Origin of the sequence: Nakamurella sp. UYEF19, assembly GCF_040546275.1 — a bacterium.
GTDB lineage: Bacteria > Actinomycetota > Actinomycetes > Mycobacteriales > Nakamurellaceae > Nakamurella.
Map to the genome: position 1 here is coordinate 1 of NZ_JBEPNO010000047.1, position 15,319 is coordinate 15,319.

General features: G+C 67.8%; 12 protein-coding genes. 10 read left to right on the forward strand and 2 right to left on the reverse strand.

Annotated features, from left to right (window positions below; all coding sequences use genetic code 11):
* Positions 1 to 103: 103 nt before the first annotated feature.
* From ABIB25_RS28535 to ABIB25_RS28580, 10 genes are all read left to right on the forward strand, one after another.
* Positions 104 to 1,291 (forward strand): Gfo/Idh/MocA family protein, encoded by a 1,188-nt coding sequence (locus ABIB25_RS28535; protein WP_354531897.1) that lies wholly within the window; start codon positions 104 to 106, stop codon positions 1,289 to 1,291.
* Positions 1,288 to 4,158: an FAD-binding and (Fe-S)-binding domain-containing protein gene (locus ABIB25_RS28540; RefSeq protein WP_354531898.1), complete on the forward strand. Its 2,871-nt coding sequence runs from the start codon at positions 1,288 to 1,290 to the stop codon at positions 4,156 to 4,158. Before ABIB25_RS28535 ends, ABIB25_RS28540 begins: the two co-directional genes overlap by 4 nt.
* A 396-nt stretch (positions 4,159 to 4,554) precedes the next feature.
* Entirely contained in the window at positions 4,555 to 5,556 is a 1,002-nt protein-coding gene (locus ABIB25_RS28545; protein ID WP_354531899.1) for a 1-phosphofructokinase family hexose kinase, read from the forward strand.
* Positions 5,553 to 6,563: a LacI family DNA-binding transcriptional regulator gene (locus ABIB25_RS28550; protein ID WP_354531900.1), complete on the forward strand. Its 1,011-nt coding sequence runs from the start codon at positions 5,553 to 5,555 to the stop codon at positions 6,561 to 6,563. Before ABIB25_RS28545 ends, ABIB25_RS28550 begins: the two co-directional genes overlap by 4 nt.
* Positions 6,548 to 7,594: a class I mannose-6-phosphate isomerase gene (locus tag ABIB25_RS28555; protein ID WP_354531901.1), complete on the forward strand. Its 1,047-nt coding sequence runs from the start codon at positions 6,548 to 6,550 to the stop codon at positions 7,592 to 7,594. Before ABIB25_RS28550 ends, ABIB25_RS28555 begins: the two co-directional genes overlap by 16 nt.
* Before the next feature lie 151 nt (positions 7,595 to 7,745).
* A complete protein-coding gene (locus ABIB25_RS28560; protein WP_354531902.1) occupies positions 7,746 to 9,227 on the forward strand; it encodes an FGGY-family carbohydrate kinase in 1,482 nt (493 codons plus the stop codon).
* Entirely contained in the window at positions 9,224 to 10,144 is a 921-nt protein-coding gene (locus ABIB25_RS28565) for a hypothetical protein (RefSeq protein ID WP_354531903.1), read from the forward strand. The genes ABIB25_RS28560 and ABIB25_RS28565 overlap by 4 nt, the downstream gene beginning before the upstream one ends.
* Positions 10,141 to 10,908: an ATP-binding cassette domain-containing protein gene (locus ABIB25_RS28570; RefSeq protein WP_354531904.1), complete on the forward strand. Its 768-nt coding sequence runs from the start codon at positions 10,141 to 10,143 to the stop codon at positions 10,906 to 10,908. Before ABIB25_RS28565 ends, ABIB25_RS28570 begins: the two co-directional genes overlap by 4 nt.
* On the forward strand, positions 10,905 to 11,978 hold the full coding sequence (locus tag ABIB25_RS28575; protein WP_354531905.1) for an ABC transporter permease: 1,074 nt from the start codon (positions 10,905 to 10,907) through the stop codon (positions 11,976 to 11,978). Before ABIB25_RS28570 ends, ABIB25_RS28575 begins: the two co-directional genes overlap by 4 nt.
* An 11-nt stretch (positions 11,979 to 11,989) precedes the next feature.
* The gene (locus ABIB25_RS28580) at positions 11,990 to 13,126 is read left to right on the forward strand and encodes an ABC transporter substrate-binding protein (protein ID WP_354531906.1); all 1,137 of its coding nucleotides are present in this window, start codon (positions 11,990 to 11,992) and stop codon (positions 13,124 to 13,126) included.
* A 162-nt stretch (positions 13,127 to 13,288) separates the two neighbouring features.
* On the opposite strand, the gene ABIB25_RS28585 is transcribed toward ABIB25_RS28580, so the two are convergent.
* Together ABIB25_RS28585 and ABIB25_RS28590 are read right to left on the reverse strand one after the other, a co-directional pair.
* Positions 13,289 to 13,690, reverse strand: coding sequence for a PPOX class F420-dependent oxidoreductase (locus ABIB25_RS28585; protein WP_354531907.1), 402 nt, complete (start codon positions 13,688 to 13,690; stop codon positions 13,289 to 13,291).
* An 88-nt stretch (positions 13,691 to 13,778) separates the two neighbouring features.
* Complete coding sequence (locus tag ABIB25_RS28590) at positions 13,779 to 14,984, reverse strand: polysaccharide deacetylase family protein (RefSeq protein WP_354531908.1); 1,206 nt, start codon at positions 14,982 to 14,984, stop codon at positions 13,779 to 13,781.
* Positions 14,985 to 15,319 lie beyond the last annotated feature (335 nt).

Below are 15,319 nucleotides of genomic sequence, written 5' to 3' on the forward strand. Positions count from 1 at the left end.
GCCTGCGCGAAGAGCCATCAGCAATGAGTGAGCATCGAAGCGAGGAACGAGCGAGGAGCGGAGCGAAGATGGAGATGAGCGCCTGCGCGAAGAGCGGTGCGGAATGAGCGCGCAGCCGGTGAAGGTCGGCGTGATCGGCGCCGGGTTGATGGGCAAGGAGCTGGCCGGCGCGCTCGGTCGCTGGTCGGCGTTGCAGAGCTCGCCGGTCGACCCACAGCTGACGGCGGTGTGCGACGTCAACGCGTCAGCGCTCGACTGGTTCCGTCGGGTGTCGTCGGTGCAGACGCTGACACCCGACTACCGCAAGCTGCTGGACGGGTCGGTGGACGTGCTCTACGTGGCGGTCCCGCACCACCTGCACGAGCAGGTCTACCTGGACATCGCCGCCGCCGGCGTCGACTTCCTCGGCGAGAAACCGTTCGGCATCGACCCCGGCGCGTCCGGCGCCATCAGCGATGGAATCGCGGCATCGACATCGTTCGTCAGGTGCTCGAGCGAGATGCCGTTCTATCCCGGTGTGCAACAGGCCATCTCGTTCCTGCAGCAGGGCCGGGCGGGCCGGATCATCGAAGCGAACTTCTCGTTCCTGCACTCCTCGGACCTCAACATCGACAAGCCGATCAACTGGAAGCGGCAGACCCAGTTCTGCGGGCAGATCGGCGTGATGGGCGATCTCGGCATGCACGTCACCCACGTCCCGCTCCGCCTGGGCTGGCAGCCGTCGGAGGTGTTCGCCCAACTGCAGGAACTGGTCCCGACCCGGCCTGATGGCAAGGGCGGCACCGCACTCTGCGACACCATCGAGAACGCCACCCTCTCCACGAGAGTGCCCTCAGCGGCAGGCGATTTCCCGCTGACGCTCGAGACCAAGCGCATCGCGCCCGGTGAGATGAACACCTGGCGCATGCGGGTGGTCGGCATGGACGGCGGCGTGGAGTTCAGCACCCGCTACCCGCAGTCGTTCAAGGTGATGACCATCCGCGACGGCCAGCAGGTCTGGGAGGAGCGGATGGCGGGGAGCCAGTCGGCGCAGCCCACCATCACCGGCGGGATCTTCGAGTTCGGTTTCACCGACGCCCTTCTGCAGATGTGGGCGGCCTATTTCGCCGAGCGGGCCGGGGAACTCGGTGACGCGTTCGGCTGCGCGACGCCCGCCGAGGCGCTGGCCAGCCACCAGTTGTTCGATGCCGCCCTGCTCGCCAGCCAGAGCCGACAGTCGGTGCCGCTGGCCCCGGGCTCGCGCCGCCGGCACACGGCCGACGACGTGGCCGGCGTGATCGGGCGCGGATGAGCCTCCGCTCGGATCCGCTGCCGGAGAACGTACTTGCTGCGCTGCGGCAGGCGATGCCCGGTGACGGCGCCGTACGGACCAGGGCCATCGACCGACTGTCGATGGCCCACGACGCCTCGCACTTCCTGCTGACGCCGTCGGCCGTCGCCGTGCCCCAGAATGCCGCCGAGATCGGGGCGCTCTTCGCGGTGGCGACGATGCACGGGCAGTCGCTGACGTTCCGGTCCGGCGGGACGAGCCTGTCCGGGCAGGGCGTCACCCAGGGCCTGCTCGTCGACACCCGGCGGCACTTCCGCGACATCGAGGTGCTGGACGGCGGCGCCCGCGTCCGGGTGTCGCCCGGAGCGACCGTCCGTCAGGTCAACGCGCGACTGACACCCTACGGACGCAAGCTGGGGCCTGACCCGGCCAGCGAGAGTGCCTGCACGCTCGGTGGTGTCGTCGCCAACAACTCCAGCGGCATGGCCTGCGGCACGCTCGACAACGCCTATCGCACGGTCGAGTCGATGGTGGTGGTGTTACCCGGTGGCACCGTGCTCGACACCGCTGACGCCGATGCCGATCAGCAGCTGCGTCACCGCGAACCCGTGCTGCACCAGGGCCTGTCAGACCTCCGGGACCGACTGCGGGGCAACCCTGCGTCGGTCGCACACATCACCGCTCAGTTCGCGATGAAGAACACCCTCGGGTACGGCCTCAACTCCTTCCTCGACCACTCCTTGCCGTCGGACATCCTGGCCCACCTGATGGTCGGCAGCGAGGGCACGCTCGGTTTCGTCGCCTCGATCGTGCTGCGGACGGTGCCGGTGAAACCGTTCACCAGGACCGGATTGCTGGTGTTCGACGGACTCGACGCGGCCACCGGCTCATTACCGGAACTGGTGGCCTCCGGAGCCGCCACCATCGAACTGCTCGACGCCGTCTCGCTGCGGGTCGGTCAACGTGATCCGCAGGCCGATGTGTCGCTGCGCCGGATCGACGTCCGATCGCAGGCGGCGTTGCTGGTGGAGTACCAGGCGGAATCCGCGGCGGAGCTCGCCGACTCGACCTCCTCCGTGCCCGGACTGCTGTCCAACATGCCGCTGAGCGAACCGGCGGACCTGACGTCCGACCCGGCGGTGCAAGCCAGCCTCTGGCATGTGCGGAAGGGGCTGTATGCCACCGTGGCCGGTGCCCGGCCGTCCGGCTCCACCGCTCTGCTCGAGGACATCGCCGTGCCGGTGCCCGCGCTGCTGCCGACCTGTCGCGGACTCACCGACCTGTTCGAGCGGCACGGCTACGCCGACAGCGTGATCTTCGGCCACGCCAAGGACGGCAACATCCACTTCATGCTGACGGAGCAGCTGGGGAGCCCCGACGCAGAGGGCGAGACGGCAGCTCCGGCACGACTTCTGGCCTTCACCGAGGACATGGTCGATCTGGTGCTGGAGCACGGCGGCTCCCTCAAGGCCGAGCACGGGACGGGCCGGATGATGGCCTCCTACGTCCGCCGGCAGTACGGCGACGAGCTCTACGACGTGATGAAGACCGTGAAGGCCCTCTTCGACCCGGCCCTGATCCTGAGTCCGGGCGTGGTGATCACCGATGACGAGTTGGCACACGTCCGGCACCTGAAATCCGCAGCCACGGTGGAACAGGAGGTCGACCGCTGCGTGGAATGTGGTTTCTGCGAGCCGGTCTGCCCCAGCCGTGACCTGACGTTGACGCCGCGCCAACGCATCGTGGTGCGCCGCGAACTGGCACTGGCCGGGCAGGCCGGAGACGGCGCGTTGGTCGCCGAGCTGGAGAAGGACTACGAATACTCGGGAGTCGACACCTGCGCCGTTGACGGCATGTGCCAGACCGCCTGCCCCGTGCTGATCAACACCGGAGACCTGGTCCGCACCTTGCGATCCCAGCACCACGGGACAGTGGCCCGCGCGGGATGGACCGCGGCCGCCCGGCACTGGGACGGCGTGACCAGGTCGGCCTCGTTGGCGCTGACCGTGGCGAAGAAGGTGCCGGCTGTTGCCGCCGCGATCACCGCGGCGGGCCGTCGGATCGCCGACGAGGACGTCCTGCCGCTGTGGTCCGCCGATCTTCCCGCCGGTGGTCGACGACGGCATGTCGCCACCGGGTCGGCCAGTGACCAGGCTGCAGTCGTGTACTTCTCGGCGTGCGTCGGGACGATGTTCGGTGCCGCGGGGGAGCCGTCGGGCAAGTCGGGAAGCGGTGTGGCGCAGGCTTTCGCCGAGCTCTGTGCACGGGCCGGCATCGTCATGGCCGTTCCGGCTGAGGCGGCCGGACTCTGCTGTGGGACGCCGTGGAAGTCCAAAGGTCTCACCGACGGCTACCACCTCATGCGCGAAAAGGTGTTGAGGTCGCTCTGGGAGGCCAGCCGGAACGGCGAACTACCAATCGTCTGCGATGCCAGTTCGTGCACCGAGGGCCTCGTGCAACTGGCCGAACAGGCCGCGCAGGCCTACCCGGGGCTACACGTCATCGACGTCGTCGAATTCGTCCGGACGACGGTGCTGCCGCGCCTCCCGATACTCCGGCGGGCCCGCTCGATGGCGCTGCACCCGACCTGCTCGTCGCGGCAGCTGGGGCTCGACCCGGCACTGTGGGAGGTGGCGGCGGCCGTCGCGCGCGAGGTCGACGTTCCCGCCGCCTGGGGCTGCTGCGCGTTCGCCGGCGATCGGGGGTTGTTGCACCCGGAGCTCACCGCCGCCGCGACGGCTCAGGAGGCCGCCGAGGTGCTCGGGTCCGATCACGATGCATTTGCCTCCTGCAACCGCACGTGCGAGCTGGGGATGACCAGGGCGACCGGTCGGCAGTACCGGCACCTGATCGAACTGGTGGCCTGGGCGACAAGGCCCGCCGGGTGAGCCGTTGTCCGTGGCCGTCGTCTGGCGGCCTGCGCCGATGTGAATCGATTGAGAATCACGCTGGGTGGCCATCAGCGACCAGCCGGTTGCGTGTCCGTTCCGGTTACCAAACCGTAACCGGACGGCAGTCTGCTGGCCATTGACAACGCTGTCACGGGCAAGGCAAGGTTGTCTCATCCCCGCCGTGCCGGTGACCACAGTCACAACACTTTGTAGCCGTTGCGAAATGACAACGCTGTCAAGCATGCGATCCAGTCAACGCGCCGGGGGCGATCCACCGTGGCACCGGAGTTCACAGTGTCCGCGCTGTGGACGGACAGCTCACGTCGAGCAATCGACACCGAACACCCCCGCGGACGGCGCCGAAGCCGCCCGCAGACCGGACAGGAGGCACAGATGCTGATCGCAACGCCCAACCTGTGCCTGGACATCACGGTCCGACTTCCGCACCTGGTTCCGGGCGCGATCGCCAGGGCAACGGCGACCGACACGTCGGCCGGGGGCAAGGGTGTGAACGTCGCCCGAGCGGCAACGGCACTCGGCGCCGGACCACTGCTGACCGGGTTCCTGCCCACCGGGGACGGCTCCCGGTTGGAACAGCTGCTGCATCACGAGAGCATCGCTTTTCGGACGGTTCCGGTCGACGGAGTGCTCCGGGTCGCCACCATCCTGCTCGAGGACGACGGGCGGGTGACCGTGATCAACGGTCGCGGCGCCCAGATCGACTCGGCGCAGTGGGCGAACTTCCTGGAACTGATCGCCGGCGAAGCGCCTACCGCTCAGGTGCTGGTGTGCTCCGGTTCGCTTCCGCCGGGGCTTCCGACGGACGCCTACCGGCAACTGGTCGAGATCGGCCACCGGGCCGGCATCCCGGTGATCGTGGACGCCGCGCCCCAGGTGCTGGAACAGGCCCTTGCCGCCGGCCCGGATCTGGTGTCCCCCAACCTGTCCGAGGCCGAAGGGCTCCTACTCGGCCGGACGGACGGCTACATCCCTCGTCGCTCCGCTCGCCCCGAGCAGGTCGACGAGCAGGGCGAGGACATCCCGGCGCGAGCGGTCCGGGCGGCTGCCGCCCTGCACGCCGCGGGCGCGACGCGAGGCGTCGTCACCGCCGGGGCATCCGGTGCGGCACTGGCCACCCGGGACGGCCTGTGGTGGCTGCCGGCGCAACCGGTGCAGGTGGTCAACCCGATCGGCGCCGGCGACTGCTTCGCGGCGGGCGCGGCGCTGGCCATGGTGTCGGGCGCGAACGACGTCGACATCGTCCGTCGCGGCATGGCCACCGCCTCGGCCTCCTGCGAGACGGCGACCGCAGGGCGACTGGATCCGGTCAGGGCGAATGCCCTGTTCCAGGCGATCCAGGCCGAGCGGGTCGGTTCGACGGTGGACGCGAGATGACTGGCCGCGCAACGGTGTACGACGTCGCGAGGGTGGCCGGCGTCTCGATCAAGACCGTCTCCAGGGTGGTCAACGGATCCGAGCAGGTCTCCGAGCCGACGCGTCAACGAGTGCTGACCGCGGTCGCCGAACTCGCCTACGTGCGCAACTCGATCGCCCATTCCCTGCGGACCGGCACCGGCGACGCGATCGGCGTCGTCATCGACTCCATCGCCGACTCCTTCTTCGCCAAGCTGGTCTCCGTCATCGAGGAGCGCATGCTCGCCGAGGGCATCAGCGTGCTGATCGCCTCGACCGGCCGATCCGGCACCCGGGAGCGCGGCCAGGTGACGCGGCTGGCCGGCCAGAACGTGCGCGCGCTCCTCATCGCGCCCACCGGCGACGACCACGACTACATCATCGAACTGACCCGCGGACTCCCGGTGGTCCTGCTGGACCGTGGTTGGGAACTCCCCGGCTACGACACGGTTCTCGTGCAGGACCGCATCGGCGCGAAGGCTGCTACCGACCACCTGATCGCCCGCGGCCACCGTCGCATCGCCTTCATCGGCGACAACGGGGACCTGCCGACCATCGCCGAACGCCGCCTGGGTTACCTGGACGGCCTGGCCGGCGCCGCCATCGAGGTCGACGACGCGCTGCTCCGCACCGGCTGCGGTGAGCCGGAACCCGCGGCTGCGGCAACCGCGGAGCTGCTCGCTCTCCCTAATCCGCCGACCGCGGTCTTCTCGTCCAACCCGCGCGCCAGCCTCGGCGTGGTGCGGGCGCTGCACCAGGGTCTGCGGACCGACATCGCGCTGATCAGCTTCGGCGATTTCGCGCTCGCGGACTCGCTGGAGCCGGCCGTCACCATCGTCGACCAGGATCCGACCCCCATCGCCGAAGCCGCCGTCGACCGGCTCCTCGCCCGGATGCGCGGCGAGCACAGCGAAGCAACCAACATCGTGCTACCCGTGACCGTGGTGCCGCGAGGATCAGGAGAGCTGGTGCCATGCAACCGATCGTGATGCCGCCGAACATCATCGACCACTTCTACCTCGGCGGTGAGAGGATCGCGGAGCTGCGGGGCGTCGACATGCCGTCCCCGCGCCGTCCGGAGGAATGGCTGGCCGCCACCAACTTCCGCGCCGGTGAGCCCGACGTCGGTCCGAGCCGTACCGAGAGTGGAGTCCTGCTCCGGGATCTCATCGCGGATGATCCGATCGCCTGGCTCGGAACTGCCGACGGTCCCACCGGCGACAACGGCATCCTGGTCAAACTGCTCGACCCGGGCCAACGCCTGCCGGTGCACGTCCACCCCGACCGCGCCTTCGCCACCTCGCACCTGAACTGCCCGTACGGCAAGACCGAGGCCTGGTTCGTCCTGGCCACCTCCGGCGACGAACCCTCGGTCTGGCTCGGCTTCTCGCAGGACGTGGATCCGGACGAGCTCAGCGCCCGGGTCGAGGCGCAGGACTCGGAGTGGATGCTGGCCCGGATGAACCGGATCCAGGTGAAGCCGGGTGACGGCATCCTGGTCCCGGCCGGTAGCGCCCACGCCATCGGCGAGGGTGTCTTCGTTGCGGAAGTGCAGGAACCAAGCGACTTCTCGATCCTGCTGGAGTGGTCGATCACCACCGCCACCCGCGACGAGTCGCACCTCGATCTGGGCATGCCGCTGGCCCTCAGTGCGACCAACCACCACGCCACCACGGCCGAGGACCTCGCCGTCCTGGTCATGCATACCGACCCGGCGAGCACCGATGGCGCGCCGCAACGGTTGCTGCCGGCCGGAGCGGACCCGTTCTTCCGCCTCGACCTGCTGGCCCCGGCGCCCGGCGCCGGCCCCGCCCTCCCTGCCGGTTTCGCGGTCGGGGTGGTGTTCGCCGGTCATGGCGAGATTCGTTCGGACAGTGGTGATCCGGTCGAGGTGGAACGCGGCCAGGTTTTCGCGATCCCGGCCGCCTACGGCGACTGGTCCGTCACCGGCGAAGTGCAATTCCTGGCCTGCCGGCCGGGAGCCGGCTGGCCGGAGAGCCTCTCGGCGGTGGTCCCATGAGCGAGGTACGAGCGCGAAGTGAGCATCGCAGCGAGGAACGAGCAAGGAGCGGAGCGCAGCGAGCGATGAGCGCCTGCGCGAAGAGCCAGGATCCGATGAGGAGCGGAGCGCAGCGAGCGATGAGCGCCTGCGCGAAGAGCCAGGATCAGACATGACCCGGATCGTGCTCGGCGTCGACGTCGGGACGTCGGACTCCAAGGTGCTCGCCACCACCACGGAGGGCGAGGAGATCGGTTCGGTCTCGACCCCGACGTCCTGGCGCAACCACGGCGGCACCTACACCGATACCGACCCGGAAGCTCTGGCCGCCGGCGTGTTCGCTCTACTGGAGAAGGCCGTTCAGCTGGCGACCGAGCGGATCGGAGCGGTCACCGTCGAGGCGATCGCGATCACCGGGATGGCCGAGGCCGGGGTCCTGCTCGATGATGCCGGTACCCCGCTGCACCCGATCATCGCCTGGTTCGACCCGCGGGGCGGCGCCGAGATCCTGGCCCTGCCGGCCGCGTTGATCGAGGAGTTCTGCGGTCGAACGGGTCTGCCCGTCTCGCCGCTCGCCACGGTGGCCAAGTTGGCGTGGATGCGCACGCAGGGCACCGATCTCGTCGGCAGGCAGTGGCTCAACGTCCCGGAGTTCCTGGTCCATCGACTGGGTGCCGTCCGCGCATCGGAGATGTCGCTGGCCGCCAGAACAGGTCTGCTGGACCAGGATTCGGGCGAGCTCTGGCCGGAGATGTTGGCTGCCATCGGCGCCACCGCCGACCTGATCCCACCACTGGTGCTGGCCGGCACACCGCTGGGTCGCGCCGGCGGACCGGGTGTCCCGAGCATCCTGCACGGGGCCGCGCTCACCGTGGCCGGCCACGACCACCCGGTGGCCGCGGTCGGTTGCGGGACCACCGGGGCCGACGAGGTCTTCGACTCCTTCGGTACGGCAGAGGCTCTCGTCAGGTCGATCGAGGGCAACCTGGATCGGGACGCCCGCAACCGGCTGGCCTCCGCGGGGGTCAATTCGGTACACCACGTGCTGGCCGGGCGGCGGGTGCTGCTCGGTGGGACCAAGGCCGGGCTGCTGTTCCGCCGGACGCTGGACATGCTCGGCGCCGGATCCGGCGACCGACGCAGCGAGCTCGACGACGCCGCCTGTGCCCTGGAGGAAACCGCAGCCGGTCATGCCACCCAGGGGATCAAGGTCTCCGGCGCGATCAACAACGACGGCACCCTGCGGATCGAGGTGACCAGCGACGCGGTGAGCCCGGCCGCGCTGTGGCTGGCCACCCTCGCCCACGGTGTGGACGAGGCGGCGCGATGCCTCGACCTGATGGCCGCCGAGATCGGCCCCGCCAGCGCGGTCGTCGTGGCTGGCGGATGGACCAGGATGAAGTCGGTCCGGCGCTCGAAAGAGGCGTCGCTGCCCAATGTTCGATTCTCCGACCGATCCCAGGCCGGAGCCTTCGGAGCCACCATGTTCGCGGTGCACGCCGCCAACGTGGCACAGGAGATGTTCATCACCGGCGATACCGGCGCGAACTCCGTGCTGACGCCGAACGGGCCAACCGCGCAGTTCGCGGCCCGGTACACCCAGGCCGTGATCACGGCACCCTATGCAGTTCAGACTCGAGGAGACCGCCCATGACAGCATCGACCACCAGGACCGGACTGGCCGCGATCGCGACCGAGGCGAACACCTTCGCTATCGTCGCGATGGACCAGCGCAACACCCTGAAGCGGATGTTCCACGCGGCCGGCATCGCCGATCCGACCTTGGAAGAGCTCACCGAGATCAAGGCCGACACGGTCCAGGCGTTGCGCGGCACCGCTTCCGCCTTTCTGCTGGACCCGACCTTCGGAGTTCCCTCGCTGGCCGAGCTGCCCACCGACGGACCTCGTATCGGTGTCCTCGTCGCGGCCGAACCGTCCGAGCGCGGCAACGTCAACGGCGAACCACGGACCCACCGCGACCCCGCCCTTTCGGCGACCTGGGTCAAGCACCAGGGCGGACACGCCGTCAAGTTCCTGGTCCAGCTCCGCGCCGATCGCAAGCCGGGTCCGGACGGGATCGACACCAGCGCAGAGGTTCTCGACGTCGTCCGTCAGGTCGTCGCTGATTGCCGCGAGGTGGGCATCCCGAGCGTCATCGAGAACCTGATCTTCCCGCTGCACGGCGAGGAGCCGGCCACCCCAGCGCAGAAGGCCGACCGCATCATCGAGGCCGCGATCATGCTCGATGACCTGAAGCCGGATCTGATCAAGCTCGAGTACCCGGGCGACGCCGCATCCTGCAAGCGGCTGACCGAGTCCCTCACCATTCCGTGGGCGGTGCTGTCGGCCGGCGTCGAGTTCGACGAGTTCGCCGCCGCCCTCCGGATCGCCTGCGACGACGGTGGAACCAGCGGATTCATCGCCGGCCGTTCGATCTGGAAGGAGACGGTCGGTTTGGAAAGAACAGCTCGGATCGCCTATCTGGCGGACGAAGGAAAGCGTCGTCTGGACAACCTTGTCCAGGTGATCGACGGGCGTGCGCGCCCCTACACGGAGGTGACAGCGCGGTGACCCCCATTCTTGAGGCTCGTGGGCTGTCGAGGAGTTTCGGACACGTCCGAGCCCTCGACGGGGCGGACTTCGACATCAACCCCGGCGAGGTCGTAGCCCTCATCGGCGACAACGGTGCCGGCAAATCCACCATGGTGAAAGCACTCTCGGGTAACCTGCAGCTCGACGACGGCGAGATCTTCTTCGAGGGCAAGCCCATCGAGATGACGAACCCGCAGCAGGTCTCGGATCTCGGCATCGAGGTCGTCTACCAGGATCTGGCGCTCGCTCCTCATCTCGACCCGGCCCAGAACGTCTTCCTCGGGCGGGAGCTCCCGGCCAAGGGCATCCTGGGCAAGTTCGGGTTCATGGACAACAAGGAGATGCGCCGTCGCGCACGGATCTCGTTCGACGAACTGGGTGCGACGGTCCGGTCGCTGACCACCCCGGTCGGGTCGATGTCCGGTGGGCAGCGCCAGGGCATCGCCATCGCCAGGGCCATCGCCTGGGCCTCGAAGGTCGTCTTCCTGGACGAGCCGACCGCTGCCCTCGGTGTCGTCCAGACCAAGAACGTGCTGGAGACGATCAAGCGTGTGCGGGACAGAGGTATTGCCATCGTGCTGATCTCGCATTCCATGCCGCACGTGCTCGAGGTCTCCGACCGGGTCCAGGTGATGCGCCTCGGTCGGCGGGTCACCACCATCCAGACCAAGGACGCATCGGTCGAACAACTCGTCGGCGCCATGACCGGCGCCCTTGACTTCTCGGAGGGATCAGCGCTGTGACCACCACGTCTTCGAAGTCGCAGGCGCCGGCATCGCTCGACGACGGGCCGGGTAGCGAGTCACTGATCAGGCGGCTGGTGAATCTCCAGTCGGTCTGGATCCTCGGCGTGCTGCTCGTCATCGTCGCCTATTTCGCGATTGCCGGTGGCGGCAAGTTCTTCTCTGCGAGCAACTTCACGCAGATCAGCCAGAACATCTCGGTGCTGGCCATCCTCGGTGTCGGCATGACGTTCATCATCATCACCTCGGGAATCGATCTTTCGGTCGGTTCGGTGCTCGTCTTCGCCTCGGTCATCGCAGCCAAGGTGATGCAGGGCATGGGCGGAACCAGCGGAGGTGCCGTCGTCGTCGGAATTCTGGCCGGCCTGGTGGCCGGCGGTGCCTGGGGCTGGCTGAACGGTTTCCTGGTCGCAAAAGCCAAGATCCCGCCGTTCATCGTCACGCTCGGAACCCTTTCTGCCGCACTGGGTCTCTCCCAGGTGATCACGTCCGGCCTGAACGTCACGCTGGATGATTCGTCGCTGACAGACTTCGGCATCTACACGAAGGTGATCGGTATCCCAGGGTTACCATTCGTTGCCCTGATCGTTGTCATTCTCGGTGGAATTCTCTTGCACCGGACGAAGTTCGGTCGGTACACTTACGCAATCGGTTCCAATGCCGAGGCCGCCAAGCGCGTGGGCGTCAAGGTGGATAAACACCTCATCCAGGTCTATTGCTTCGCCGGCGCTCTTGCCGGTGTCGGCGCAATGCTCTACCTCGCGCAATACGGGACGACCACCATTGCCGGTCAATCTCTGACCAATCTCAACGTCATCGCCGCGGTCGTCATCGGCGGCACTTCGGTGTTCGGCGGCGAGGGCTCCATGTTCGGCACGATGGTCGGGTTGTTCATCCCGGCCGTATTGCAGTCCGGGTTCATCATCGTCGGTGTTGAGCCTTTCTGGCAGGGCGTCGCGGTCGGCGTTGTCCTGATCGCTGCTGTGTACATCGACCAGACCCGACGCGCCGCGGCACTTCGCGGGGCGAGATCATCCCGGTCCAGCAAGAAGCTGGCCGTGAAAAAGTGAAAGGAAACGCAATGAAGCGGTCCCTCGTCCTCGGCGTCGCCGCCAGTGCCGCCTTGGCACTGGCGTTGGCCGGGTGCTCGTCGTCCAAGCCGGCCGACGCTGCCAGCTCCAGCACGTCCAGCAGTACCAGCTCGGCCGCCGCCCCGGTCTCCTCGGCGCCGAGCTCGAGTGCCGCCTCGTCGGTCGCATCCTCCAGCGCGGCCTCGAGCGCGGCCGCATCCTCGGTCGCGTCCTCCAGTCCTGCTGGTTCCTCGGCCGCGGCGCCGACCAAGGCGAGCAAGAACTACAACATCACCTTCATCCAGGGTGTTGCGGGCGACAACTTCTACATCACCATGCAGTGCGGCATCCTGGCCGAGGCCAAGAAGCTCGGCGTCACGGTGAACACCCAGGGCGCCCCCAAGTTCGACCCGACCCTCCAGATCCCGATCCTGTCCTCGGTGGTCTCGGCCAAGCCCGACGCGATTCTCATCGCGCCGACCGACGTCAAGGCCCTGCAAGCCCCGTTGGCGAAAGCTGCAGCGTCCGGTATCAAGGTCGTGCTGGTCGACACCACGGTCAACGATCCGTCGTTCGCCGCCTCGCAGATCGCCTCCGACAACCTCGGCGGCGGAAAGGCCGCCTTCACCGCGATCAAGGGGCTGAACGCAAAGGGGGGCAAGGTGCTCGTCATCTCCGTCGATCCAGGCATCTCCACCACCGATGCTCGCGTGAAGGGCTTCGAGGACGCCACCAAGGCCGACTCCACCTTCAACTATCTCGGTGTCCAGTACTCGCACAACGACCCGGCCACCGCCGCCCAGCTGGTGACCGCCGCCCTGCAGAAGGATCCCGACATCGTCGGCATCTTCGCCACCAACCTGTTCGCCGCCGAGGGCGCAGCTACCGGCATCAAGCAGGCGGGCAAGGCAGGAAAGGTCTCCATCGTCGGATTCGACGCCGGCCCTGACCAGATCAAGGCCCTCAAGGACGGCACCGTGCAGGCCCTGGTCGCCCAGCAGCCGGGCACCATCGGCACCGACGGCCTCGACCAGGCGGTCGCGGCTCTTGACGGGGGCACCATCACCCCGAAGATCCAGACCGGCTTCTCCATCATCACCAAGGACAACGTCGACACCACCAAGGACGCCTACGTCGCCGCGTGCTGACCCGGTCCTGACCGTACTTCCGGTGTCGCCGGCGTTCGCCCGGCGGCACCGGGGGACCTGAACCCTCCAGTCCCCGCGCACAGCACGATGCCCCTTCGGTCCCCGGACCGGAGGGGCATCGTGCTGTCTGCGGTCCGTCCCGCCGGCGCGCGGTAGTTGAGGTCAGAGCTGTCCTGACGCCCGTTCCGGCCTCACCCGGATGACGACCCGGCGGTCCTCGATCATGGCGCGGCGGTAGTCCGCCCAGTCCGGGTGCTCCCCGGCGATGGCCCGGTACGTCCGGTCGAGTAGCTCCAGCGCCTCGGGCTGATCGACGATCTCCGCGTGCCCGTCCACCTGGACCCACGGGCCGAAGAAGCCGTCGGTGAAGACGAGCAGCGAGACTGCCGGATTCCGCCGGATGTTCGCGACCTTGGCCAGTCCGTCACGGCTGGAGATCACCACCCGGCCGTCGACGACGCCGGAGTTGACCGGCGACATCTGCAGGGTGTCGTCACGCCGGCGGGTGGCCAGCACGGTGCGGTCATGGTCAGCGAGAAAGGCGAGTGCATCAACAAGTTTCATGCCGCCAGTGTGCGCCGGGCCACCACCCACCGCCGAGGCACGGGCGACGGGCGCCGAGCGCTTGCGAAAGGCGCAGGCGCGACAGACGTCAGCCGGCCTGGAGCTCCGGGTCCTGGGCCTGGAGCTTGGCGAGCACCGCCGGGTCCTGCATCTCCATCCACGCGATGAGGTCGCGGAACGGCACGCAGTAGGTGTTGGGCTTGCCGCAGTTCGCCGTCACGAAGTTGCCGATGGCGTCCGAGTAGGCGTTGTTGTTCCAGGCGTTGAAGTGGTTGCCCAGGATCAGCGGAGCCCGATTGCCTTTGAAGGTGGCGTTGTACATGTCCTGGTACGTCGCCTGGACGACCGCTGAATCGGCGGCGCTCTGGTCCGGCGTCACGCCCTGCGAGCTGGCCTGGCGCTGGGTGTAGTAGAAGTTGTAGTCCATCGTGATCTGGTAGTGGTTGGTGCCGTGGATCGGGAACTCGGCCATCCCGATCTGCCAGATCTTGTTGTCCTTCGACTGGGTCGGCCAGGAGATGCCGCGCCGGGTGAACGAGGTGTCGTACGTCAGGCCATGAGCCTTCATCGCCGGGTAGAGATCCTCGGCGTGCCCTTCCAGACACGGGGTCCGCCCGCCCTTGATCTCCTTGGGATCCAGGTTCAACTTCACCGACGACGGCAGGTTGTTGTTGGCGTTGACGTTCTTGATGAGGCCGAAGAACTGGTCGAGCTCGTTGTTCCAGTCGTCGGTGTTCCAGTCGTTTCCGCCGGGAACGTTGTCGCTGCAGAAATGGCCGTTGTAGTGCGTGCCGATCTCGTTGCCATCGGCGAGAGACTTGTTGAGGTCGGCGATCTCGATCGGCAGATCACTCGGCGCATTCCAGCTGATCGAGGACTTGCCGGCACCGTGACCCGGCCCCTGGTACTTCGTCTTGGTCTCGGAGCTGAGCATGTAGGTGCCGGACAGGAAGCCGGTGAAGTGGAACGGCACCTTCTGCATGATGTCGAACCAGTACTGCCACTTCTCGTGCCAGCCGACGCCGTCGAAGCTGACGACGATGAACTGCGGGGCCTTCTCGCCGGCCTTCAGCTTCTTCGGGACGAATCCGTCGGGCTCGGCACCCGACGGCTGGGTGGCCGTGGTGCCGCCGGTGGACGCGGAAGGCTTGGTGGTCGACGACTTGGCCGTCGGCTTGGTCGAACCGGGACGCGTGGTCGATGCGGACCCCGGGGTGGTGCCGCCCGGCTTGCTGGACCCGGGGCTGGACGCCCCGCCCGTGACGGGCACGGTCACGTCGTTCGTGACGGTCACCGATGCACCGTCTCCCGCGGACGTGCACGCAGAGGCCACCAGAGCCAACGATAGCGCGGCGCCGATCGCGGCGAGTCTCGTCCGGGTCATCCACGACCGCTGTCTCACTAAATCCTCCAGTGTCTCGTCCCTACCTGAGTGCGAGCTGTGTTGCGTAGTCCGACCAGCAGTATCGCAGCCGGGGCATTAGTAAAGCGTCAGTATTGGATGAGCCCGTCGCACTTCGGCCACTTCAGGTATGGGCAGCCGCCGAGGTTCGACTTGTGGTTCTGCAGTGCCGCGAGCACCTTCGGATCCTGCGCATTCATCCAGTCGACGAGGTCACGGAACGGGAC

Excerpts from the sequence above, each read along its gene's own strand:
- ABIB25_RS28540 (WP_354531898.1), top strand. The coding sequence starts at position 1,288 with ATGAGCCTCCGCTCGGATCCGCTGCCGGAGAACGTACTTGCTGCGCTG.
- ABIB25_RS28535 (WP_354531897.1), top strand. The coding sequence starts at position 104 with ATGAGCGCGCAGCCGGTGAAGGTCGGCGTGATCGGCGCCGGGTTGATG.
- ABIB25_RS28555 (WP_354531901.1), top strand. The coding sequence starts at position 6,548 with ATGCAACCGATCGTGATGCCGCCGAACATCATCGACCACTTCTACCTC.
- ABIB25_RS28550 (WP_354531900.1), top strand. The coding sequence starts at position 5,553 with ATGACTGGCCGCGCAACGGTGTACGACGTCGCGAGGGTGGCCGGCGTC.
- ABIB25_RS28545 (WP_354531899.1), top strand. The coding sequence starts at position 4,555 with ATGCTGATCGCAACGCCCAACCTGTGCCTGGACATCACGGTCCGACTT.
- ABIB25_RS28580 (WP_354531906.1), top strand. The coding sequence starts at position 11,990 with ATGAAGCGGTCCCTCGTCCTCGGCGTCGCCGCCAGTGCCGCCTTGGCA.
- ABIB25_RS28565 (WP_354531903.1), top strand. The coding sequence starts at position 9,224 with ATGACAGCATCGACCACCAGGACCGGACTGGCCGCGATCGCGACCGAG.
- ABIB25_RS28585 (WP_354531907.1), bottom strand. The coding sequence starts at position 13,690 with ATGAAACTTGTTGATGCACTCGCCTTTCTCGCTGACCATGACCGCACC.
- ABIB25_RS28560 (WP_354531902.1), top strand. The coding sequence starts at position 7,746 with ATGACCCGGATCGTGCTCGGCGTCGACGTCGGGACGTCGGACTCCAAG.